The sequence below is a fragment of the Corynebacterium nuruki S6-4 genome (genome assembly GCF_007970465.1).
Taxonomy (GTDB): Bacteria; Actinomycetota; Actinomycetes; order Mycobacteriales; family Mycobacteriaceae; genus Corynebacterium; species Corynebacterium nuruki.
In genome coordinates this window covers 2,878,560-2,898,825 of the sequence record NZ_CP042429.1, presented here as the reverse complement: position 1 = coordinate 2,898,825, position 20,266 = coordinate 2,878,560, and the positions used below count along the sequence as shown (strand labels likewise).

General features: G+C 71.8%; 19 protein-coding genes. 6 read left to right on the top strand and 13 right to left on the bottom strand.

Features of this window, described 5'->3' with window-relative positions; translation table 11 throughout:
- The first annotated feature begins 142 nt into the window (after positions 1 to 142).
- Both FSW06_RS13100 and FSW06_RS13095 read left to right on the top strand, forming a co-directional pair.
- Entirely contained in the window at positions 143 to 1,351 is a 1,209-nt protein-coding gene (locus FSW06_RS13100; protein WP_010119879.1) for an EsaB/YukD family protein, read from the top strand.
- A complete protein-coding gene (locus FSW06_RS13095; RefSeq protein ID WP_010119881.1) occupies positions 1,348 to 2,451 on the top strand; it encodes a S8 family peptidase in 1,104 nt (367 codons plus the stop codon). Before FSW06_RS13100 ends, FSW06_RS13095 begins: the two co-directional genes overlap by 4 nt.
- A gap of 28 nt (positions 2,452 to 2,479) precedes the next feature.
- On the opposite strand, the gene eccB is transcribed toward FSW06_RS13095, so the two are convergent.
- Positions 2,480 to 3,688, bottom strand: a complete 1,209-nt coding sequence (gene eccB / locus FSW06_RS14995; RefSeq protein WP_029449279.1) for a type VII secretion protein EccB — start codon at positions 3,686 to 3,688, stop codon at positions 2,480 to 2,482.
- 127 nt (positions 3,689 to 3,815) lie between these two features.
- Between eccB and FSW06_RS13085 the strand changes: the two genes are divergently transcribed.
- Both FSW06_RS13085 and FSW06_RS13080 read left to right on the top strand, forming a co-directional pair.
- Positions 3,816 to 4,664 carry a hypothetical protein gene (locus FSW06_RS13085; protein ID WP_010119884.1) on the top strand — a complete coding sequence of 283 codons (849 nt, stop codon included), beginning with the start codon at positions 3,816 to 3,818 and terminating at the stop codon, positions 4,662 to 4,664.
- A gap of 81 nt (positions 4,665 to 4,745) precedes the next feature.
- Positions 4,746 to 5,927, top strand: a complete 1,182-nt coding sequence (locus FSW06_RS13080) for a MalY/PatB family protein (protein ID WP_010119886.1) — start codon at positions 4,746 to 4,748, stop codon at positions 5,925 to 5,927.
- Between the two features lie 7 nt (positions 5,928 to 5,934).
- Here the strand turns inward: FSW06_RS13080 and FSW06_RS13075 are convergent, their stop codons facing one another.
- The 5 genes from FSW06_RS13075 to FSW06_RS13055 all read right to left on the bottom strand — a co-directional run bounded on the left by FSW06_RS13075 (position 5,935) and on the right by FSW06_RS13055 (position 10,845).
- Positions 5,935 to 6,957 (bottom strand): PLP-dependent cysteine synthase family protein, encoded by a 1,023-nt coding sequence (locus tag FSW06_RS13075; RefSeq protein ID WP_010119888.1) that lies wholly within the window; start codon positions 6,955 to 6,957, stop codon positions 5,935 to 5,937.
- A gap of 103 nt (positions 6,958 to 7,060) precedes the next feature.
- The gene (locus FSW06_RS13070; RefSeq protein ID WP_010119890.1) at positions 7,061 to 8,047 is read right to left on the bottom strand and encodes a sulfate/molybdate ABC transporter ATP-binding protein; all 987 of its coding nucleotides are present in this window, start codon (positions 8,045 to 8,047) and stop codon (positions 7,061 to 7,063) included.
- Positions 8,048 to 8,051: 4 nt separating this feature from the next.
- On the bottom strand, positions 8,052 to 8,864 hold the full coding sequence (locus tag FSW06_RS13065; protein ID WP_010119891.1) for a sulfate ABC transporter permease: 813 nt from the start codon (positions 8,862 to 8,864) through the stop codon (positions 8,052 to 8,054).
- On the bottom strand, positions 8,861 to 9,679 hold the full coding sequence (cysT, locus tag FSW06_RS13060; protein ID WP_010119893.1) for a sulfate ABC transporter permease subunit CysT: 819 nt from the start codon (positions 9,677 to 9,679) through the stop codon (positions 8,861 to 8,863). Before cysT ends, FSW06_RS13065 begins: the two co-directional genes overlap by 4 nt.
- Positions 9,679 to 10,845: an extracellular solute-binding protein gene (locus FSW06_RS13055; RefSeq protein WP_040429994.1), complete on the bottom strand. Its 1,167-nt coding sequence runs from the start codon at positions 10,843 to 10,845 to the stop codon at positions 9,679 to 9,681. The genes cysT and FSW06_RS13055 overlap by 1 nt, the downstream gene beginning before the upstream one ends.
- A gap of 320 nt (positions 10,846 to 11,165) precedes the next feature.
- Here FSW06_RS13055 and FSW06_RS13050 point away from each other — a divergent pair, with 320 nt between their 5' ends.
- Together FSW06_RS13050 and FSW06_RS14990 are read left to right on the top strand one after the other, a co-directional pair.
- A complete protein-coding gene (locus FSW06_RS13050) occupies positions 11,166 to 12,518 on the top strand; it encodes an MFS transporter (protein WP_010119896.1) in 1,353 nt (450 codons plus the stop codon).
- Entirely contained in the window at positions 12,511 to 13,407 is an 897-nt protein-coding gene (locus FSW06_RS14990; RefSeq protein ID WP_010119897.1) for a helix-turn-helix domain-containing protein, read from the top strand. The genes FSW06_RS13050 and FSW06_RS14990 overlap by 8 nt, the downstream gene beginning before the upstream one ends.
- On the opposite strand, the gene FSW06_RS13040 is transcribed toward FSW06_RS14990, so the two are convergent.
- The 7 genes from FSW06_RS13040 to FSW06_RS13010 all read right to left on the bottom strand — a co-directional run bounded on the left by FSW06_RS13040 (position 13,367) and on the right by FSW06_RS13010 (position 20,239).
- Positions 13,367 to 14,323, bottom strand: a complete 957-nt coding sequence (locus tag FSW06_RS13040) for a TIGR03571 family LLM class oxidoreductase (protein ID WP_010119898.1) — start codon at positions 14,321 to 14,323, stop codon at positions 13,367 to 13,369. The genes FSW06_RS14990 and FSW06_RS13040 overlap by 41 nt on opposite strands.
- A 1-nt stretch (position 14,324) precedes the next feature.
- Entirely contained in the window at positions 14,325 to 14,753 is a 429-nt protein-coding gene (locus FSW06_RS13035; protein ID WP_010119899.1) for a DUF3017 domain-containing protein, read from the bottom strand.
- Positions 14,754 to 14,763: 10 nt separating this feature from the next.
- Positions 14,764 to 15,621, bottom strand: coding sequence for a bifunctional methylenetetrahydrofolate dehydrogenase/methenyltetrahydrofolate cyclohydrolase (locus FSW06_RS13030; RefSeq protein ID WP_010119900.1), 858 nt, complete (start codon positions 15,619 to 15,621; stop codon positions 14,764 to 14,766).
- A gap of 31 nt (positions 15,622 to 15,652) precedes the next feature.
- Positions 15,653 to 16,156, bottom strand: a complete 504-nt coding sequence (locus FSW06_RS13025; RefSeq protein WP_010119901.1) for a tRNA (cytidine(34)-2'-O)-methyltransferase — start codon at positions 16,154 to 16,156, stop codon at positions 15,653 to 15,655.
- Positions 16,153 to 17,490, bottom strand: a complete 1,338-nt coding sequence (locus tag FSW06_RS13020; RefSeq protein WP_010119902.1) for a M18 family aminopeptidase — start codon at positions 17,488 to 17,490, stop codon at positions 16,153 to 16,155. Before FSW06_RS13020 ends, FSW06_RS13025 begins: the two co-directional genes overlap by 4 nt.
- Positions 17,491 to 17,683: 193 nt before the next feature.
- Positions 17,684 to 19,225 carry an HNH endonuclease signature motif containing protein gene (locus tag FSW06_RS13015; protein WP_010119903.1) on the bottom strand — a complete coding sequence of 514 codons (1,542 nt, stop codon included), beginning with the start codon at positions 19,223 to 19,225 and terminating at the stop codon, positions 17,684 to 17,686.
- Between the two features lie 321 nt (positions 19,226 to 19,546).
- Complete coding sequence (locus tag FSW06_RS13010) at positions 19,547 to 20,239, bottom strand: hypothetical protein (protein ID WP_010119904.1); 693 nt, start codon at positions 20,237 to 20,239, stop codon at positions 19,547 to 19,549.
- Between the last annotated feature and the right edge of the window lie 27 nt (positions 20,240 to 20,266).

Below are 20,266 nucleotides of genomic sequence, written 5' to 3'. Positions count from 1 at the left end.
CCTCGGTGACGGTTCGTTGCGGCCACTGTAGCGCGACAATCCGCATTCTGTGCAGAAACTACCGATCTTCCGCTAGAGTCGGAGCCACAGTACCGTCGACATCAGGGGGAGACGGTCGTGACCTGGAGGGGACCACCCGACCGTGCTTGCCGTCAGTATCTCCGTGCCCGACACCGGACGCCTCATCGAGGCGGCCGTGTCCGACACGGTGCCCGTCGCCGAACTCATCCCGCACCTCGTGGACGCCGCGCCCGGCGACCTGTGGCGCCTCACCGGACCGGCGGGGGTGGTCCGCCCCGAGCATTCGCTCAGTGAGGCCGGCGTCCGCCCCGGGGAACGTCTCACCCTGGCGCGCGACACGGTGCCCGCGCCGCCGGTCGACGAGGTCGGGGACCTCAGTGGGCCGGTCGCGGAGTCCCCCGCGGTCCCGGTCGTCGCCCTCGCCACCGCCGCCGCCCTGGCGGTGGTGGCGGTGGTCACCGCCGTCACCGCCGGTGGACTGCGGTGGTCCCCCGTCGACCTGCCGGACGCCGCGGCCCGGGACGCCCTGTCCGCCGCCGCCCCGGTGACCGTCGCCACCGCCGTGGCCGGCCTGGTCTGCGCGGTGTGCTCCCTCCACGACCGCCGGTTCACCCCGCTCGCCGCGACACTCGGTCTCGCCGCCGGGCTGCCGGTCTCGGTCCTCACCGGGTGTGTCGCCGCCGCCCTGCTGGTGTGGCGGCGGGGAGCCTGCCGGACCGTGACCGTCACCCTGGCGGTCGCCGCGGCGGTGAACCTGTGGCCGGGGCTCACCGTGCTCGCCGCGGTCGCCGCCCTGACCTGGTCCGGGCAGCTGGCCGTCGCGCTCGCCCGGGTTCCGGTGCCGCGTATTCCCGCGACCGGACTGTTCGCCCCACCGGTCGACCGGCCGGCCGACGAGATCACCGCCGGTGCCGACCGCGCCCGCCGGCGGCACACCGCCCTCGTCCCCGCCCTGTGCACCGTGATGGCGGCCGGGGTGGTACAGCTCGTGCCGGCGGGCACCGTACCGGGGTCGCTGCCGTTACTGACGGTGGGTGCGGTCACCGCGGCCGCTGTGGCGGTGGGTCTGTCCGGCCGCGGCTGTCGGCCGGTGCACGCCACCGCCACCGCACTCACCGCGGTCGGTGCTCTGATCTGGCTCGCCCTCCACCTGCCCGGGTTCTGGCCGGTGACCGCGGTCCTCCCGGTGCTCCTGCCGCTGGTCCGGATCACTTCCCCGACCGTCGGCCGGGTCCTGGACTGGGCCGAGTCGGCGGGGTTCGCCCTGGCGGTGCCGCTGCTCGCCGGCACCACCGGGGTCTACGGACTGCTCCGGGGGATCGGGCTGTGAGCCGGCGCGTCACCGTGCCGCTGACCGTCACGCTCCTGCTGGGGCTCGCCGGCGCCACCGTCACCGGCGCCGGCACCACGGCGGGTACGGCCGCGGCCCAGTCCCGCTGCGACACCCCGGTCACCGGGGAACCACTCCCGGTCGATGTCCCGCTGCCCCACCGGTTGTCGACGGGGGCAGGTGTCCCGGTCCTGCTCATCGACACCGGTGTCGCCGTCCCCGGCGCCACCGGTGACCGGGACAGCTGCGTCCTGCACGGCACCGCCGTCGCCGGGGTGCTGCGCACCGTCGCCCCGGACGCCGGGATCCGCTCCGTCCGCCAGGACCCCGTCCGTGGCACGGTCGCCGACCTCGTCACCGCACTCGAGGACGCCGCGGAGGCCGGCCGCCGCGACGGCCTCCGGATCGTCAACATGTCCCTGGTCGCCTGCGAGGACACCGCCGAACTGCGCCACGCGGTCGACGAGGTGACCGCGGCCGGGGTGCTCATGGTCGCGTCGGCGGGCAACACCGGACAGTGCGGCGACGGCCAGGCACCGTTCCCGGCGTCCCTGCCGCAGGTGCTCACCGTCGGCGCGGTCGACCCGCGCACACCGGACGCCACCTCGGTCGCCGAACTCCGCGCCGGCCGGCAGGTCGCGGACTACAGCGTCACCGGCCCCTGGGTCGACCTGCATGCCCCGGGCGGCCCGGTCTCCACGGTCCTCGGTGGCGACGCCGACGGTGCCGGCGAGCTGACCGTCGTCGGGTCCCCCGGACCGTTCACCGGCACGAGTTTCGCCGCCCCGGTCGTGTCCGCGGCCGCGGCCCTGGTGTGGCAGGTCCGGCCGGAGCTGGGGCCGGCCGAGGTCCGTGACCTGCTCCTTGCGACAGCACAACCCGGGCCGGCCCCGGTGGTGGATCCGGCGGCGGCCGTCGCCGCGGCGCTCGACGGTCCGCCGGTCCCCCGGCCGCGGGACGCCCCGTGGCCGGACGCTGTCCCGGTGGTCCGGGCCTCCCCCGGACGGCCGGACCTGCGGCTGCCGCTGGTCCTCGGGGCGGTGGTGCTGGCCGCGGTCCTGGGTACGGCGGTGCTGTGCCGCCCCGGCCGACACCGCTGACCCGGCCGGGCACAGTGACCGTCCGGCGTCAGGCCACGTCCGCGGTCCGTCGAGCCCGCTCCACCGACAGTTCCCCACCGTCGGGCAGCGGTTCGATCACCCGCCACGGCACGGACACGGGCAGCTGGTCCTCGTCAAGCACCCCCAGCGCGGCGAGATCCTCCGCCGACCCCACCGAGTAGCGGATTCCGGATTCGCTGACGAGCACCAGTCCCCGCTCGGTCACCAGGGCCACCGTCCCCCGTGGGCCGGTGTACCGGCCGCCGGCTGCACCGCCGGCCGTGCCACCGACCTCTTCCGCACCACCGTCGACCAGCGTCCCGCCGACGCAGGGCCGCTCGATCTCCCGGACCGTCAGGTCGACGGGCACCTGGGTCAGCACCTCCGAGCCGGGGACCGACAGTACCCGGGTGAGGTCCGTCGCCACCGGTGCCTCCCGGGCCAGGGCCTCCGCCACCGCCCGGCGCGCCCCGGTCACCTCGGCCAGTCCGCCGCCGGCGACGACGAACGTGCGGTCCCCCGCGGTCACCAGACGTCCCTGTTCGGCGAACTCGCCGGGCAGGCCCGACGGCCCGGCGGGCAGAGCGACATCGGGGCCCCGGTCGAGGACCCGGACCATCCGGTCCGCCACGTCCCCGGGCAGCTCCACCGGCGTCGCCCCGAGTGCCCGGGCGACGCGGGGACCGGCGTCCGGCACCCGGAGCCGCTGTCCGTCGACGACGAGCCAGTGGTCGGGTCCTGCGGCGAGGACCTGGGGGCCGGCGTCCGGCAGCGCGTCGGTGGCGAGGACCGTGGTCGGGCACAGGGCCCAGGCTGCGGCGGCGTCAGGGTCCGCGGGGACGAGCCCCGGGGCCTGCGGGATCCCGACCGGTGGCCCGGCGGGGAATCCGGCGAGCCGGTCGCCGGTCGTCCCGGTGACCTCGGCCGCGGTGCCGAGCAGCAGGCGGGCCGAGGCGATGTTGGTGACCGGGTGGAAGACATCGTCGAGGCGGACGTGCAGGGCCCCGGATTCGTCGGCGACGAGGTCGGCGTCCCCGATCGCCGGTTGCGGACGCAGCAGCGCGAGGACCGCCATGCCCCCGGCGACGAGCAGGGCGATGAGCACGCCGACCCCGACCGATCTGCGCTGGGTGCGCAGCGGGTCCTGCGCCATGCGGGCGTCCCCGGTGACGAGGGCGAGTTCGAGCCGGCGCCGCAGAAAGGCGTGGCCGGACACCTGGATCCCTGTTGTTCTCACTGTTCCCCCGAAAAGCCTGTCCCCGTGTTGTAGTGTTCCCATCCAAACATATCCGGGGCGGGTCCGGGCTGAAAACGGGGTGGAGAGACTCCGGAAGCGATAGATCTACCGGGAGGGACTGGTTGGGATGATCGGCGGGGTGGTCGCGGGCGCGGTGGCGGTGGCGACGGGGGCGGGTGCGGGGTACCTGCAGTGGCGGACGGCCGGTGCGCGGCCGTCTGGTGCTGCGGCCGGCGGGACGGTCTGGGTCGAGGTCCACCCGCCGCATGTCCGTCTCACCGGTGCCCCACCGGATCCGGTGGTGCTGGACACCGGGACGTGCACCCGGCTCGCCGCCGGGCTGGGGTTGCCGGATCCGGCCGCACTGGCCGTCGCCACCGCCCCGGTCCCCCGCCCCGCCGATCCCGCGGCCAGGTCCTATGTCGGTTTCGCCGCCCTGCACCAGCCGGGCGTCCGGCGGCGGGTGCTGATCGGGGTGCCCGGCCACCTGCTGCGGCGGATCCCGTTCGCCGCGGCGGGGTGCGGTCTACTCGCCCGGCCCGTCGACGGGGTACCCGCCGGACTGCATGCAGTCCCTGCCGACACGGCGGCAGTGGCGGCGGTGGCACTGCCCGGCTGGATCCTCGGGACCGACGAGGCGGACCGGACGATCGGCGTGAACCTGCCGCCCGGCGCGACGGTCCTGGTCACCGGCACCGGTGCCGCCGCACTCGCCCGGACCTGGTCGGCGACCGGACGCCGCGGGGCGGATGTCGCCGAGATCCCGACCGGTACCGCCGGGTGGGAGGATGTCTGGCGGTCGGCCTGGCACCCGCAGCGCTGCCGGCTCATCGTCGACGAGTCCGGGGTGTGCGGCGGTGGGCCGGTACCGGTACCGGTCGACCTGACGGTCCGGCTCGGCGGCGGCGCAACCGGCGCAACCGGCACAGCAACCGTCGACGACCGCCCGTTCCGGCCGCTGCCGTTGCGGCGGTGACCGGTCACCGCGGCGGATCCCCGGTATTCCCGGTGAACCGTTCCCTCGCGACACCACGGGTGCGGTTCCTACCGTGGAGCAATGACCGACTTCACCACCGGTTTCGCCGCCGCTGAGGCCCTCACTGTCGATGAGCTGCGCGCCCGCGGCGGTTCCAAGTGGGCCACCTTCCCCGGCAGTATCGGGACCTTCGTCGCGGAGAGCGATTTCGGCACCGCTCCCGCGGTGCTGGACGCCGTACAGTCCAGGGTCGACAACCTGGATTTCGGGTACACCACCCTGGCGCGGAAGGCCGAGCTCGCGGAAGCCACCGCCCGCTTCCTCGCCGACCGGCACGACTGGGCGGTCGACCCGGCGGACATCGGCGCGCTGCCGGAGGTGCTGAGCTCGCTGGAATTCACGCTCGACCACCTCGCCGGCCCCGGGGCGGTGGTCGTCCCCACCCCGACCTACATGCCGTTCTTCCACCTGCTGCGTGACCACCGGCGGGAGATCATCGAGGTTCCGGTGGTCCACACGACAGCGGACGGGCAGGAGACCTGGAACCTGGACCTCGACGGCATCGCGGACGCGTTCCGGAACGGGGCGTCCGTCCTCATCCTCGTCAACCCGGCGAATCCCACCGGTACTGTCTTCACCCGGAGTCAGTTGGCGCCACTGGTGGAGATCGTGGACCGTCACGGTGGCAGGGTGTGGGCCGACGAGGTCCACGCGCCTCTCATCTACGACGGACGCCGCCATGTCCCTTACGCTTCACTGTCGGACACGGCCGCGGCGCACACGGTGACGGCGACCTCGGCGTCGAAGGGTTGGAACATACCGGGCCTGACATGCTCACAGACCGTGTTCTCCGGACCGGACGCCGCCGTCTGGCGGAAGGAGGGGACCTGGGTGGGGCACGCGGTCGGGCATCTCGGGGTGGAGGCCACCATCGCGGCCTACGACGACGGGCGGGACTGGCTGGACGCCCTCGTCACCCACCTGCAGGGCCACCGTGACCTGCTGGTCGACCTGGTCGCCGAGTATCTCCCCCGCGCCCGTTTCCTGCCGCCCCAGGGGACCTACCTCGATTTTCTCGACCTGCGGGACTACGGGGTGCGCGGCAGTGTGGAGAATCTCCTGCGGCGGCAGGCCGGGGTGGCGGGCACCGACGGTCGCCGCTGCGGGCGTGACTTCCGGGGCTGGTTCCGTCTCAACCACGCGACACCCGCCGCGGTCCTCACCGAGCAGGTGGTGAAGATCGGGCGGGTGCTCGAGGGGTGAGCCGGGGTCAGGCGACCGGCTCGTCGAAGACGCCGGCGCTGAGGTAGCGCTCCCCGGAGTCCGGCAGGACCACGACGATGGTCGCCTCCGCGAACTCGGGGCGGGCGGCGAGTCGGGTGGCGACGGTGACGGACGCCCCGGCGGAGGCGCCGACGAACAGTCCGGTCTCCTTCAGGACGGCACGGGCGGTGGCCCAGGCGTCCGCCGCCTCGACGGCGATGACCTCGTCGGCGATGGTGAGATCGTAGTTCGGGGGGAGCTGTTCCGGGTCGAGCCCGTCGACCTTGTGGACGCCGTCGATCTCGGCGTCCGGGTTGATCCTGTCCTCGGTGGGCAGGGAGTTCTCCCCCGGTTCGGCGACGATGACCTTCACGTCCTGCTTCCGGTCCTTGAGGAAGCGCCCGGCGCCGGAGACGGTGCCGCCGGTGCCGACACCTCCGACGAGGACGTCGACTTCGCCGTGGGTGTCCCGCCAGATCTCCGGGCCGGTGGTGGCGTAGTGGGTCGAGCGGTTGACCGGGTTACCGAGCTGGTCGGTGAAGTAGGCGTCCGGGTTCTCCTCCTTCGCCCGGGCGACGAGCTTCTCCAGCCCCTCCGGGTCGAGGAAGATGGAGTTGTCGGTGGGGATGATCTCCGCGCCGAGTGCCTCGAGGATCCTGCGCTTGGTGGGGCTGGTCGTGTCGCCGAGGTAGAACCTGGTGCGGTAGCCGCGGGCCGCGGCGATTCCGGCGAGGGCGACCCCGGTGTTTCCACTGGTGACGTCGACGATGAGGCTGCCGGGTCGGAGTTCGCCGCTCTGTTCGCCCTGGCTGATGAGGGCCGCGGCGATGCGGTCCTTGACGCTGAACAGCGGGTTGAAGGCCTCGACCTTGCCGAGGACGCGTGCCGTGCCGCCGTGGGCGGTGACGAAGGAGGTGAGGTCGATGAGCGGGGTGTTCCCGATGAGGTCGGTGATGTCCGCGGCGACCGGGACGGGGGCCCGGTCGAGGACGTGGTCGGCGGCTGTCGGGGTTGATGTGGTGGTGGTCATGCACTGCTCCGGTTTCTTGCGGGGACGGCTGCTGTACCGCTCTGTCTACCCGGTAGCCACCGGCCCCGGAACCGTTCCGATCAGCGTGAACCGGCCGACGCCCCTAGGCCAGCTCAGTCGCCCGCGCGTAGATCGTCTCCCCCACGCTCGCCCCCGACAGGCCCAGCGCATTCGCGTCGCCCCGGGTGATCTGCGCGGTGAACGGCGCCCCGGTGGCGGCGTCCTTCAGCTCGACGCGCACCTCGAAGCCGAGCACCACGACGCGCTCGACGACCGCCTCCCGAACCTCGGTGGCGGGGATCTCGTTGCCGTGCACCTCCGGGGAGGCGTTGCGTCCCAGCCGGATGTCGTGGGGCCGCACGGTCTTCCCGTCCAGTTCCGTGACGTGGCCGAGGAACGCCTGGACGAAGGGAGTCTCCGGGCTGTCGTAGAGCTCGGAGGGGGCCCCGATCTGTTCGATGCGTCCGGCGGAGAGCACGGCGATGCGGTCGGCGACGTCGAGCGCCTCCTCCTGGTCATGGGTGACCAGGACAGTCGTCACGGTGAACTCCTCGTGCATGTGCCGCAGCCAGGTGCGTAGGTCCTCGCGGACCTTGGCGTCCAGGGCGCCGAAGGGTTCGTCGAGCAGCAGGACGCCGGGCGACGGGGCGAGCGCCCGGGCCAGGGCCATGCGCTGACGCTGCCCGCCGGAGAGCTGTGAGGGGTAGCGGGTCTGGTAGCCGGCGAGGCCGACGATCTCGAGAAGTTCGTCGACGCGGGCGTCGATCTCCTTCTTCGGTCGCTTGCGGACGGTCAGGCCGAAGGCGACGTTGTCGCGCACCGTCATGTGCTTGAAGGCGGCGTAGTGCTGGAAGACGAAGCCGATCCCCCGGTCCTGGGGGCTCAGCCGGGTGACGTCCCGGCCGTCGATGACGACCTGGCCGGAATCCGGCTGTTCGAGGCCGGCGATGGTGCGCAGCAGCGTCGACTTGCCGGAACCCGACGGTCCCAGCAGCGCGGTGAGCGAGCCTTCGGGGATGTCGATGGAGACGTCGTCGAGGGCGTGGAAGTCCCCGTAGGTCTTCACGGCGTGGGAGACGGAGATGGTCATCTGCTTACTTCTTTCCGGTCTTCTGCTGCTTCTGCAGGACGGTCATGATGACGAGGACGATGACGGCGACCGCCATGAGCAGGGTCGCTGCCGCATAGGCACCGTAGGTGTTGTGGTCGTCGATGTAGCGGGAGTGGACGAGCAGGGTGAGGGTCTGCCCGCCGCCGGCGAAGCCGGAGGCGACCATGATGACCGCACCGAATTCGCCGAGGGCGCGGGCGACGGTCAGCGCGATGCCGTACGACAGTCCCCACCGGATCGACGGCAGCGTGATCCGCCGGAAGGTCTGCCAGCGGGACGCCCCGAGCGTGGCCGCGGCCTGCTCCTGGTCCGTGCCGATCTCGCGAAGCACCGGTTCGACCTCGCGGACGATGAACGGCATGGTGACGAACACGGTGGCGAGGATCATGCCGGGCAGTCCGAAGATCACCCGGAAGCCGAGGTTCTCCACTCCGCCGAACCAGCCGCCGCTGCCCCACAGCATGATCAGCGCGACGCCGACGATCACCGGTGAGACGGAGAACGGCAGGTCGACGATCGCCTGGACGACACTCTTGCCGGGGAACTTCCCGCGGACCAGGCCGAGGGAGACGACGATGCCGAAGATGACGTTGAGCGGCACGGTGACGATGACGATGATCAGCGAGGTCTTCAGTGCGGAGATCGCCGCCGGGGTGGTGATCCAGTCCCAGAACTGGCCGAGGCCGGGTTCGAAGGTGCGCCACAGGATCGTGCCGACCGGCAGGGCGACGAGGACCGCCAGCCAGACCAGTGCCAGGGTGCGGAGCGTGAGGACGGTGGTTCTCGACAGTTTCATGACCGGTCCTTCCGCTCCCCGACGAACCGCAGCACCAGCAGCACCACGAAGGTGAGGGCCAGCAGGACCACGGACACGGCCGCCGCGGCGGTCGGCACGTCGGATTCGATCTGTTCCTGGATGTACTGGGAGGCGACCTGGGTCTTCCCCGGGATGTTGCCGCCGATGAGGACGACGGACCCGTACTCGCCGAGGGCGCGGGCGAAGGCGAGTCCGGTGCCGGAGAGGAGCGCGGGCATGACGGCCGGCAGCACGATCCGGCGGAAGATCGTCGCGTTGGACGCCCCGAGCGAGGCCGCGGCCTCCTCGACGTCCTCGTCGAGTTCGATGAGGACGGGCTGGACCGCGCGGACGACGAACGGCAGGCAGACGAACGCCAGGGCGACGACGAGGGCCGGTTGGGTCGCGTTGATGGTGATGCCGAACGGACTGTCCGGCCCGTAGAGGCTGAGCATCACCAGGGAGGCGACGATGGTGGGCAACGCGAACGGCAGGTCGATGACGGCGTCCACGATCTTCTTGCCGGGGAAGTTGTCCCGGACCAGGACCCAGGCGACCAGGGTGCCGGTGACGGCGTTGACGACCGCCACGACGAAGGAGACGAGGACGGTGACGCGCAGGGCGTCCAGTGCGCCGGGGGCGGTGACCGCGTCCCAGAAGCCGGACCAGCCGTTGTCGAAGGCCTGGGTCGTCAGTGCGATGAGCGGCAGCAGCACGATGACGGACAGCCAGAGGACCGCGGTGCCCATCCCGATCTTCGTGGTCTCCGATACCTTTGCCGGGGCTTTGCCGCGCCGGGTGAGGGTCAGGGTCATCACTCTCCTCCTCCGTATATCCGGGTGATGGCGCCGTCCTGTTGTCCGCTGCCGGGGGCTGCCCGGCTGAACAGCACCGCGTCGACGAGCGCCCAGCCGTCCTTCTTCGCCGCGAGGTCGGGGGCCACGGTGCGGAACTGGTCGGCGAGGTCGTCGATGGTCCAGACGTTGTGCGTGGGGCGGAAGTCGTCGCGCCGGTCGGCGGGGAGCGCGTCGATGACGGGTGTCCTGCCCGCCCGGTCGAACAGGTCCGGGCCGGGGCGGAAGCCTTCGGAGGCCCAGCGCTTCTCCGCGTCCGGGGTGAACAGGTAGTCGCGGAATTCGGTGGCCTTCGTGTCGTCGCCGGTGACGACGGCGACCGGGTTCTCGATGCGGAAGGTGTCCGTCGGGTTGAGGTAGCTGATGTCGTCGCCGTCGCGGGCCAGCAGGATCGCCTCGTTCTCGTAGGACAGCAGCACGTCGCCCTGACCCTGCTCGAAGGCGCTGGTCGCCTCGCGGCCGGACTTGGGGCGCACCGGGATGTGCTCGTTGACCAGCCGGCTGACCTTGTCGAGCGCGGTGGCGTGGGCCGCGGCGGCGTCCCCGCCGTTGGCCTTCAGCGCCTGGAAGTACCAGGCGGCGTACGGGGCGAGCAGGTTCCACTTCGCCGAGCCGGACGAGGCCGGGTTCGGTGTGATGATCTCGATGCCGGGGGCCAGCAGGTCGTCCCAGTTCTCGAGGTGTTCGGGGTTGCCCGGCCGGGTGACGAAGGAGACGACCGAGCCGAAGGGCACGGACCGGCCGGATTCGTCGCCGGGGACGTCGTCCTTCCAGTCCCCGGCGACCAGGCCGTCATCGACGAGCCGGGTGATGTCGGGTTCGAGGGAGAAGTTCACCAGGTCGGCGGGTGCGTGGCGGGCGACTTTCCGGGACTGGTCGCCGGAGGCGCCGTAGGACTCGGCGAAGCCGGTGTCCTGTCCGTCGGGGGTGTCACGGAAGCCGGGGATGACGGCGCTGAAGCCGGGCTTGGGCACCGAGTAGGCGACGAGGTTGAGGCGGTGGGATCCGGAGGACACGTCCTCGCCGTCGGGGTCGTCGGTGGTGCCGCCGGGCAGCACGAGGACGGCGACGAGGGCGAGAACGCCCACCCCCGCCAGCACCGTGCCCGTGCCGGGTCTTCCTGCCATGTGCGCATCCTCCTGAACAGACTGCTCTGTCTACAACAGGGACGACACTATCGGGCGGCCGGCACCCGTCCGGAACCATCGGATGAGCGTGAATGGAAGTCTTGACAAACCGTCGCCGACCGTTCCAGGGGCCGACCCCGTAACCGGCCGACACCGGGGGCAGCCCCGTCACAATCCGCCTGAATTTTCCCTGAGATACCCTCTCTGACATGCCGTGACGGCACATCCCGCTCTGCCGCGGGTCATGCGTTGCCGCCCGCGGTCCGGCTCCGTTTCCATGGGGACATCCCACCCCGCCCCTGTGAAGGAGAACTTCCGCCGTGACCGGCCCCGCCCCGACTCTCACACCCCGGACCACCGTCGTCCTGCTGCTCGCCTCCGTCCTCCCGCTCATCGACTCCAGCCTCGTCAATGTCCTGCTCCCCGCGGTCGGACACGACCTCGGCGTCCCGGAGAGCTCCGTCCAGCTCGGCGTGTCCGGGTACATGCTCGCCGCGACCGCCGGCATCGTGGTCTCCACGACGTGCCTGCGGAGGTTCGGCTCCCGGCACGTCTGGACCGCGTCCGTCCTGCTGTTCGCCCTCGCCTCCGCCCTCGTCGGACTCAGCGGGGCACTCCCCCTCTTCATCGCCGCGCGCGTCCTGCAGGGCGCGGCATGCGGCTTCATCATGCCGGCGGTCCAGCAGATCGCGGCCGACCTCGTCGGGCGTGAGGGGATGCGGGCGGCGCTCGCGACCATCGGCCTGCCCGCCGTCATCGCCCCGGCACTCGGCCCGTTGCTCGGCGGCGTTCTCGTCGACGCCGTCGGATGGCGTGCCCTGTTCCTGGTCAACGTGCCGGTCGCCGTCGTCGCCCTGGTTCTCGCCCGCGGTGTGCTGCCGACGGGTTCCGGCGGGCGGACGCCGCTGGGACTGGGGCGGGCACTGCCCGGTGTCCTCGGCATGGTCGGCCTGCTGTGGGCCGTCAGCTCGGTCGGCACGGGATCCGCCGGGATGATCTGCCTCATCGTGGTGGCCGCCGTCGCGCTGCTCGCCGTGTTCTGTGTCGCCGACCTTCGGTCCCCGACGCCCGTGCTGGACATGTCCCTCTACCGCGGACGCTCCTTCGCCACGGTGATGCTGCTGTGCCTGATCGTCGGCGCGGTGTTCTACGGCACACTGCTGTCGACGTCCCTCCACGTGCAGGCCGATCTCGGTCAGCCGGCATGGGTGGCCGGCGTCCTGCTGGGGGTGCAGGGTCTCGGCGCATGGGCGTCCCGCAGCCTGATCAGGGGGCCGTGGAAGGACGCGGACGCCTTCACCGTCATCGCCGCCGGCCTGACCGTCGCCGCGGTCGGGACACTCGGGATCCAGGCCGTCAGCTCCTGGTCCACCGGAGCCGTCGCCCTCGCCGTGGTCAGTTCGCTGGTCCGCGGTCTGGGGCTGGGGGCATGCACCCTGCTCACACTCTCCGCCGCCTACGAGGTCGTCCGGGACGCCCAGGCGCCGGCCGTCGGTGCGCACACCCGGCTGATGCTGCAGACCGGCGGCGCGTTCGGTACCGCCCTGGTCGGGGTGTGGGCGGGTTCCGCCACCGGTCTCGACCTGTTGGTCGGCGCCGTCGCGGTGGCCGGAGCGGTCGGGGCGGGGACGTTGCGGCTGCTGCAGCACCGTACCCTCGGTGTACATGTATGACGCTGCCTACGCCGCCGGCCCCACCGATGCCGCCGTCTTCAGTTTCCGGCTGCGCCACGCCCGCGAGGAACGCGGTATGTCGCAGACCGCCCTGGCCGCCGGGATCTGCTCCGCCAGCGCGGTCTCCCGGTGGGAGTCCGGCCGGTCCGTGCCGACCGGTGCGGTGATCGCCCGGCTCGCGGACCGGCTCGGGCTCCCGACCGAGGTGCTCACTCACCGGGACTTCGATTCCCGGTTGCTGGCCGTCGGTGAGGGTTTCGGGGACCTCGTCGCGGCCGCATTCGGCGCCGACCGGATCCCCGGGGAGGATTCGCCGATGGCCCGCTGGATCTCCCGGGCCCGTCGGGTGGCCGACCAGGCTGATCCGTGGTCCACCGGCCCCGGTCCCCGGCCCGTCGTGGATGACCTGGCGGTGGACCCGTTGACCGCCTCCAGCCCGGTCTCCCTGGAGGCGGTGGAACTGCTGGACGCGATGGTCCGTGTCCGGGACAGCCCGTCCCGCGCGGCGGTGGACACACTCACCGACACCCTGACCTGGACCGCGCAGGCCCCGGCGGTCATCCGGCAGGCCGCCCTGGACACGGCGGTCGCGGTCCTGGTCAGTGCGGAGATGCCGGTCGCCGCGCGGGACTCGGTGACCCGGGTCACCCCACCCGGGATCACCACGACAACGGCGGTGCTGCTGACCTGGGACGGATCCTCCGCCGACGGCCTGCCGCCCGTCGTCACAGCCCGGAGCGCCCGCGATGTGGCATTCAGTGTCCTCGCCCGGGTCCGGGACACCGCGGCGGAGGTCCGGCGGCCCGTCGTGGCCGCGGTCGTGGCGTCCTGCCCCGACGACGGACTCGTCAGGCAGTGGGCGGAACGGACACGGGGAACTCCGGGATGACGTACTCCCCCAGTTCGTCCATGACCTCCTCGACGGGGCGCCGCCCGTGCCGCAGGTTCACCGAGACATGGTTGATCCCCATCCGTCGCTGCGAGTCCAGCAGTTCCAGCAGCGCGTTGCGGCCCAGCCGGTAGCCGAAGTCGCGGCCCTGCGCCGGGGCGTCCGGGTCCTCCAGCACATCGAGCCACAGGGATTCACCGAACGGCCGGAACCCGACCCCCAGTTCCCGGGCGGTCGCCCGCCACCGGTCGACCATGATCTTCTGCTCGGGCAGTGACCGGTGGTAGGTCAGCCAGCCGTCGCCGTGGGCGACATTGAACTCCATCGACTGCAGGCAGGAACCCACCATGAGCCGCGGGACCCGCCCGGCGGTCGGCTTCGGCACGACCTCCGCCCCGCCGACCCGGCCGCGGGACCAGCTGATCGGGTGCAGTTCCCCGCGCGGGTACTCCCAGGCCTTGTCCAGCACACTGAGGTTCTCCCGGAAGATCTCGCCGCGGTCGCCCTTGTCCAGTCCGAAGGCGCGGAACTCCTCGGGCCGGTCACCGCTGGCCAGCCCCAGGATGAACCGGCCACGGCTCATGAGGTCGAGTCCGGCGGCCCGCTTGGCCAGCAGCAGCGGGTGGGCGAGCGGCAGCACCACCGCGGCGGTCCCCAGGGCGATCGACCCGGTCTGCGCCGCCAGCCAGGTGAGGTACATGAACGGGTCGTATTCCTGGCCGTCGTCGCCGAAGGTCTCCACACTCAGCGGGATGTCGCGGGCCCACACGGCGGCGAAGCCGGACCGTTCGGCCCGTTGCACCAGCTCGGCGGCACGCCACGGGTCGGGCCCGTCGAGCGGCAGGGCGAGACCGACGGTCAGCCGGTCGGCGGCGAAGACCCGGGAGAACCCGGGCAGGCCGGTCACGTCGGTCATGTCAGCTCCCCAGGGCGTCGACCTGCAGTGAGATCAGCAGCAGCAGGCCACCGACGATGATGCAGAAGGCGGAGTCGAACTTCCTCGACCGGACGGCGAGCACCCCCATGATGCGGCTGTCGACGACCCACCGGGCCATCCCCAGCCAGACCATGCCGGCTCCCAGCGACACGATGCCGCGCCGCCAGTGTTCGGCGAAGATGCTGACCACGCCGGCGGCGACGGCGACGAGGAAGACCACGACGATGAGCATCTGGAACCACTGCGGCCAGCCCGACGGTCGGACATCGACGTCGTGCGGGTTGTCCAGCATCCGCCGCCGCTCGGCCGGGGTCAGCGGAACCCGGTCCGCATGATCGGAGCTGCCGGAGCCGCCCGAGCTGCCGGAGCTACCGGTATGCCCGGCGGCGTGCTTCGCAGTTGTCGCCACAGACCGTCCCCTACTCGCCCGCGGCGAGACGCTCCGCCCGCTCGACGATGTTGCGGACGAGGAAGGCACGGGTCAGCGGGCCCACGCCACCGGGGTTCGGGGCGACTGCGCCGGCGACCTCCCAGACATCGGGGTGGACGTCACCGGTGAGCTTGCCGTCGACGCGGGAGACGCCCACGTCGAGCACGGCGGCGCCCGGCTTCACCATGTCGGCGGTGAGCATGTGCGGCTTGCCGGCGGCGGCGATGATGATGTCGGCGTCCCGGGTCTCCTTGGCCAGGTCCTTCGTACCGGTGTGGCACAGCACGGCGGTGGCGTTCTCGGTGCGGCGGGTGAGCATGAGCCCGATGGGGCGTCCCACGGTCACGCCGCGGCCGATGACGACGGCCTTTGCCCCGTCGATCTCCACGCCGAAGCGGCGCAGCATCGAGATCGCACCGTTGGGGGTGCAGGGCAGCGGGGCGGGCTCGTTGAGCACGAGCTTGCCGAGGTTGACCGGGTGGAGACCGTCGGCGTCCTTGTCCGGGTCGATGCGCTCGAGCACCGCGTTCTCGTCGAGGTGCTTCGGCAGCGGCAGCTGGACAATGTAGCCGGTGCATGCCGGATCGGCGTTGAGCTCGTCGATGACGTCGTTGAGCTGCTCCTGCGTGACGTCGGCGGGCAGGTCCTTCCGGATGCTCGTGATGCCGATCTTCTCGCAGTCCTTGTGCTTCATCTTCACGTAGGAGTGGGAGCCCGGGTCGTCGCCGACGAGCACGGTCGCCAGCCCCGGGGTGATCCCCTTCTCCTTCAGCGCGGTCACCCGCTGAGTGAGATCCTCGAAGATCTCGGCCTGATACAGTCTTCCGTCCAGCTTCGTCGCAGTCACGCACACCATCCTAACCGGTCAGCGGACGCTGTCAGACCCCACCCGGAAAGCCGGCCTGCCGCCACGCCTCGTAGGCGGCGACCGCGGCGGAGTTCGACAGGTTCATGCTGCGCCGCCCCGGCAGCATCGGGATGCGCACCAGCTGCGTCACCCGCGGATCGTCGAGGGCCGCCTGCTCCAGCCCCGTCGGCTCGGTGCCGAACATCAGCACGTCGCCCGGTTCATAGGCGATGTCGGTGTACCAGGTGTCCGCGTGGGTGGTGAAGGCGAAGACCCTGCCGGACGCCCCGGCGGCGGTGGCGGACTCCCCCACCAGCACCTCCAGGGCGGCGTCCCGGTTGTCGTGGACGTGCACCTCGGCGAGGTCATGGTAGTCCAGCCCGGCCCGGCGGACGTGCCGGTCGTCGAAGTTGAAGCCGAGCGGGCCCGCCAGGTGCAGTGCCGCCCCGGTGCCGGCGCACATCCGGATGGCGTTGCCGGTGTTCGGCGGGATCACCGGCTGGTCGAACAGGACGTGGCAGTACGGCACGCTCACAGTTCCCACCAGGCCTGCAGGGCGGCGGCGAACCAGGCGAGATCGGCCACCCCTGCCATCTCCCGGGCGGAGTGCATCGACAGCAGCGGGATGCCCACGTCGACGGTGGGGATGCCGAGCCGGGTGGCGGTGATCGGCCCGATGGTGGAGCCGCAGGGCACGTCGTTGTTGCCGGCGAAGACCTGGTCGGGTACCCCGGCTGCCGCGCAGGCCCGGCGCCAGGCCGCGGCGGTGACCGCGTCGGTGGCGTAGCGCTGGTTGGCGTTGACCTTGAGCACCGGGCCGCCGTTCATCACCGGCCGGTTCACCGCGTCGTGTTTCCCGGCGTAGTTGGGGTGCACCGAGTGGGCGGCGTCCGCGGAGGCGCAGGTCGAGCGGGCGTACATCGCGCGGGTGCCTGCGGTGTCCGCCCCGAGGCCGGCGGCGATGCGCACGAGGATGTCCTCGAGCACCGGGCCGGCGGCACCGGAGGTCGTCGCGCTGCCGACCTCCTCGTGGTCGAAGGCGGCCAGCACCCTGATGTCGCGGCTGTCCCGGCTGTCCCGGCTGTCGCGGCTGTCCCCCGCGGCGAGCAGTGCCTCGAGTGAGGTGAACACACTGGAGAGGTTGTCCATCCGGCCGGCGGCGAGGAAGTCGCCCCGGGCCCCGAAGATCTCCCCGTGCTGGGCGTCGACGGTGATGAGGTCATGGGCGACGATGTCGGCGGCGGCCACTCCGGCGGACGCCGCGACGACGTCGAGGACCTCCGGCGCCCCCTCCCCCACGGCGAAGACCGGCTGCAGGTGTGCCTGCCGGTCGAGTGCCGGGTCACTGTTGACCTTGCGGTCCAGGTGGATCGCCAGGTGGGGTACGCGCAGCACCGGTCCGGTGGCGACCAGCTGTTCCGTCCCGTCGGCGAGCACGATGCGTCCGGCGAGCCGGAGTTCGCGGTCCAGCCACGAGTCGAGGATCGCCCCACCGTAGACCTCCACCCCGGCCTGCTTCCATCCGGCGGGTCCGTCGATGTCGCCGCGGGGCTTGAGCTTGAGGCCGGGTGAGTCGGTGTGGGAGCCGACGATGCGGAACCCGGCGGTGGCGGCGTCCACTCCGGCGGGGATCTGCCAGGCGACGACGGCGCCGCCGCGGACGATGTAGTGGCCGCCGGGGGTCACCGCCGTGGCGTCCCACCCGCTGGTCTCGTCGCCGCGGGTCCAACCGGCCGCGTCGAGCCGGGCGGCGACTTCCGCGGCTGCGTGGTAGCTGCTCGGGGACGCCGCAATGAAGTCGGTGAAGCGGCGGGCGAAGGCGGTGGAGTCGGTTGTGTCGGAGTCGGTTGCGCTGGGTCCCTCGGTCATGGCACCCAGCCTAGATGCTTGATTCCACGGGGTGGCTGCAGTGTATGTCCCGGGTGTCCGTGGTGTGGGCATGGCTGTACCCCGCGGACCGCGCACCCCCTGCACACAGAACACCTGCAGGGAACATCACGACCGCGGCAACGGCACCGCACCCACCGGACCACACCCGCCGGCCACACTCACCCGGTCACACTCACCCGGTCAACCGCGGCGGCCGGTCACCGGTCGGCGGCGGCGCACCACCGACCAACCCCACCAACACCCGCGACCCACGCCGCAACACCTGCCCCGGCACCATCCAACTGGCCGGATGCACCGTGATCACCGGCGCCCGCGTCGGATCCACCCCCTCCGGCGGAATCCACAACACCCGCTCCGGCGACCCCACCGGCGGCGGCACCGTCTGCCACCGCCGCGGATCCGACCGCGAATCATCCACCCCGGCATGCGCCACCGGCCCCACCAGCGTCAGATTCGGCAGATCCGTCCCCCCACCGGCCAACCACGACGTGATGTGGTGGATCTGACAGAACGCCGGCGGCGTCACCGCACCCGGGGCCGACCCCGCACCCTCCTCACCGACCAGCGCGAGATACTGGTCCACCGACCCCAACCGCCGCGACCGACCCAGATACAACGACCGACCATGGAAATCCATGACCTGCAGAAAAAGATCCCGCGCATCACAGGTCTCCACCAGATCCGCCACCGACACCCGCACCCCCGCATCAGTGACCACCGACCCCGACCGCGCCGCCAACTGCTCCAACGTCACCGCCGCGACAATCGTCGTCGTCCCCCGCCCCGGCACCAGCTCCCGACCCCGCCCGTACCCGGCACTCACCGCCGCGAACAACGCATCATGCCGCCGCTGCCCCGGCGTACGCATGTCACCGACACCGGCAGACTCGGCACCGGCAGCATCAGCACCATCAGCACTGTCGGCAGCGTCAGCACCGTCGGCACCGTCAGCCGTGCCGGTGAGACTGCCCGGGCTCGCATAGTCGGCCATCAACCGCTGCAGCACCGACGCCAGCTCCGGGGTCAATGCCCCACTGATCGGCGTCATCCCGTCCTCACCCTGCCGACCCAGGGTCACCTCCCGGACCCGCGCCCGGTCATCGTCGGTGTACGGCTCCTCGACCCCGACGATGCCCAGCAGGAACGGGCGCAGTCCCGCCACCGCATCCGGCCCGGCGGTGCGCACCAGTTCCACGACCGGCGCGTCGGCCGCCACCGCGACCCGGTCCTGCACCGAACACGGCAGCGCGGCGATCATCCGGTCGAGCCGGGCGACCGGTTCGGCGTCGAGCACCCCGGCCCGCACCGCCGCGGTCAGCTGCGGCAGGCGCGCGTCACACACCAGCGCCGGATTCGTCGTCTCCGTCGTGGCCAGCCGGGCCGCGGCCGCAACCCTCGTCTTCGCCTCGCGGTGGGTCAGTCCGAACCGGTCGGCGAGCCAGCGGGGTGCCCGCGGTCCGCACGGCATGACGAAGTCCGCCTGGAACCCGGTGACCACCGCCGCGTCGACCGCGGAGAGTTTCCGCCGGGCCTGCTCGACCCGCCGGTAGAGTTTCTCCCGCTCATCTGTACCAATACGGTGCCAGGTGTGCTCACCCTGGGCGAGGATCGTGTCGACCGCGACACCGAGGGTGTCGACCGCGGCGATGAGGTCGGTGACACTGCCCACCGGCAGTTCCGTGACACCACCGGTTGCGGTGGCCGTGTCGGTCATGGTGGCCTCCCCCCTTGTGTGTCGTGCCCCTCGATGGTTTTCCTTGCCGTGTTCGATGGTACGTGCGTTCGATTGTGAAAGCAAGGGTTTCCCGACTTTATTTTCGTCGGCGATACCTCACGCCTCCTACGCCCCGTGTGCCCCCGCCGTCACATCCCCTTGCAGTCACATCCGCCGTCACATCCCCCTGCAGTCACATCCGCCGTCACATCCCCCTGCAGTCACATCCGCCGCCCCGTCCACGCCCACGCGGGCAATGAGTGGCGGCGGTAAAGGCGTCCGGGCGGCGAAGATGGAGCGGTCGACGCCGCAGGCCACCGGTCAGGCGACCCCGGCGACACACACCCGGCCGTTCTCCATGCGCATGTCGATGTCGGTACCGTTGCTCGACACGTTCCAGCCCTGGAGAGAGCGGCCGGTGACGGCGAGGGCCCACGGATCGGCGGCGGCCACGGCGGCCGGGTCAACCGGGTCCTGCGTGTATGCGCAGCGCAGCGGGTAGGCGTCCTCCGAAACGTCCTCGGGACGCAGCGGCGTGCCGGTCTCCCGCAGCAGGAACCGGGTGGCGGTGAGGGTCACGAGCTCGTCGGGCGCGTCGTGGTCACCGTCCAGGTTGACGAGCGGGCAGGCGTAACCGGACTGCCCCTCGTTCCACGGCACCCGGATCTCGGTGTCGGTGCCGGAGCCCCAGACGTAGCCGTCCTGGGCGTCGATCGGCGGATCGTCGAGAGCGGCGGCGATCCGGCCGCTGTCGGCGTAGCGGGTGTCGGTGTAGCTGGGCGGCAGGGTCCAGCAGTTCGCCGCGAGCCGGTCGCGGTCGGAGGCCGCCACGTCGAAGGCCCAGGCACGGACGCTGTCGACGTTGATGTAGGCGGGATCCACCCCGTCGGTGTTGACGTACGGGGTGACCAGTGCGTCCGCGTCCGGCGCCGCCGCCGTCGTCAGGGCGACGGCCGACAGGGCGAGCGCGGGCACAGCGGTGAGAGTCAGTGCTGATCGGGTGAAGGTGGACATGATGTACTCCTCAACTCGGGAATCGGT

Excerpts from the sequence above, each read along its gene's own strand:
- FSW06_RS13085 (WP_010119884.1), top strand. The coding sequence starts at position 3,816 with ATGATCGGCGGGGTGGTCGCGGGCGCGGTGGCGGTGGCGACGGGGGCG.
- FSW06_RS13080 (WP_010119886.1), top strand. The coding sequence starts at position 4,746 with ATGACCGACTTCACCACCGGTTTCGCCGCCGCTGAGGCCCTCACTGTC.
- FSW06_RS13075 (WP_010119888.1), bottom strand. The coding sequence starts at position 6,957 with ATGACCACCACCACATCAACCCCGACAGCCGCCGACCACGTCCTCGAC.
- FSW06_RS13070 (WP_010119890.1), bottom strand. The coding sequence starts at position 8,047 with ATGACCATCTCCGTCTCCCACGCCGTGAAGACCTACGGGGACTTCCAC.
- FSW06_RS13065 (WP_010119891.1), bottom strand. The coding sequence starts at position 8,864 with ATGAAACTGTCGAGAACCACCGTCCTCACGCTCCGCACCCTGGCACTG.
- cysT (WP_010119893.1), bottom strand. The coding sequence starts at position 9,679 with ATGACCCTGACCCTCACCCGGCGCGGCAAAGCCCCGGCAAAGGTATCG.
- FSW06_RS13055 (WP_040429994.1), bottom strand. The coding sequence starts at position 10,845 with ATGGCAGGAAGACCCGGCACGGGCACGGTGCTGGCGGGGGTGGGCGTT.
- FSW06_RS14990 (WP_010119897.1), top strand. The coding sequence starts at position 12,511 with ATGTATGACGCTGCCTACGCCGCCGGCCCCACCGATGCCGCCGTCTTC.
- FSW06_RS13040 (WP_010119898.1), bottom strand. The coding sequence starts at position 14,323 with ATGACCGACGTGACCGGCCTGCCCGGGTTCTCCCGGGTCTTCGCCGCC.
- FSW06_RS13020 (WP_010119902.1), bottom strand. The coding sequence starts at position 17,490 with ATGACCGAGGGACCCAGCGCAACCGACTCCGACACAACCGACTCCACC.
- FSW06_RS13015 (WP_010119903.1), bottom strand. The coding sequence starts at position 19,225 with ATGACCGACACGGCCACCGCAACCGGTGGTGTCACGGAACTGCCGGTG.
- FSW06_RS13010 (WP_010119904.1), bottom strand. The coding sequence starts at position 20,239 with ATGTCCACCTTCACCCGATCAGCACTGACTCTCACCGCTGTGCCCGCG.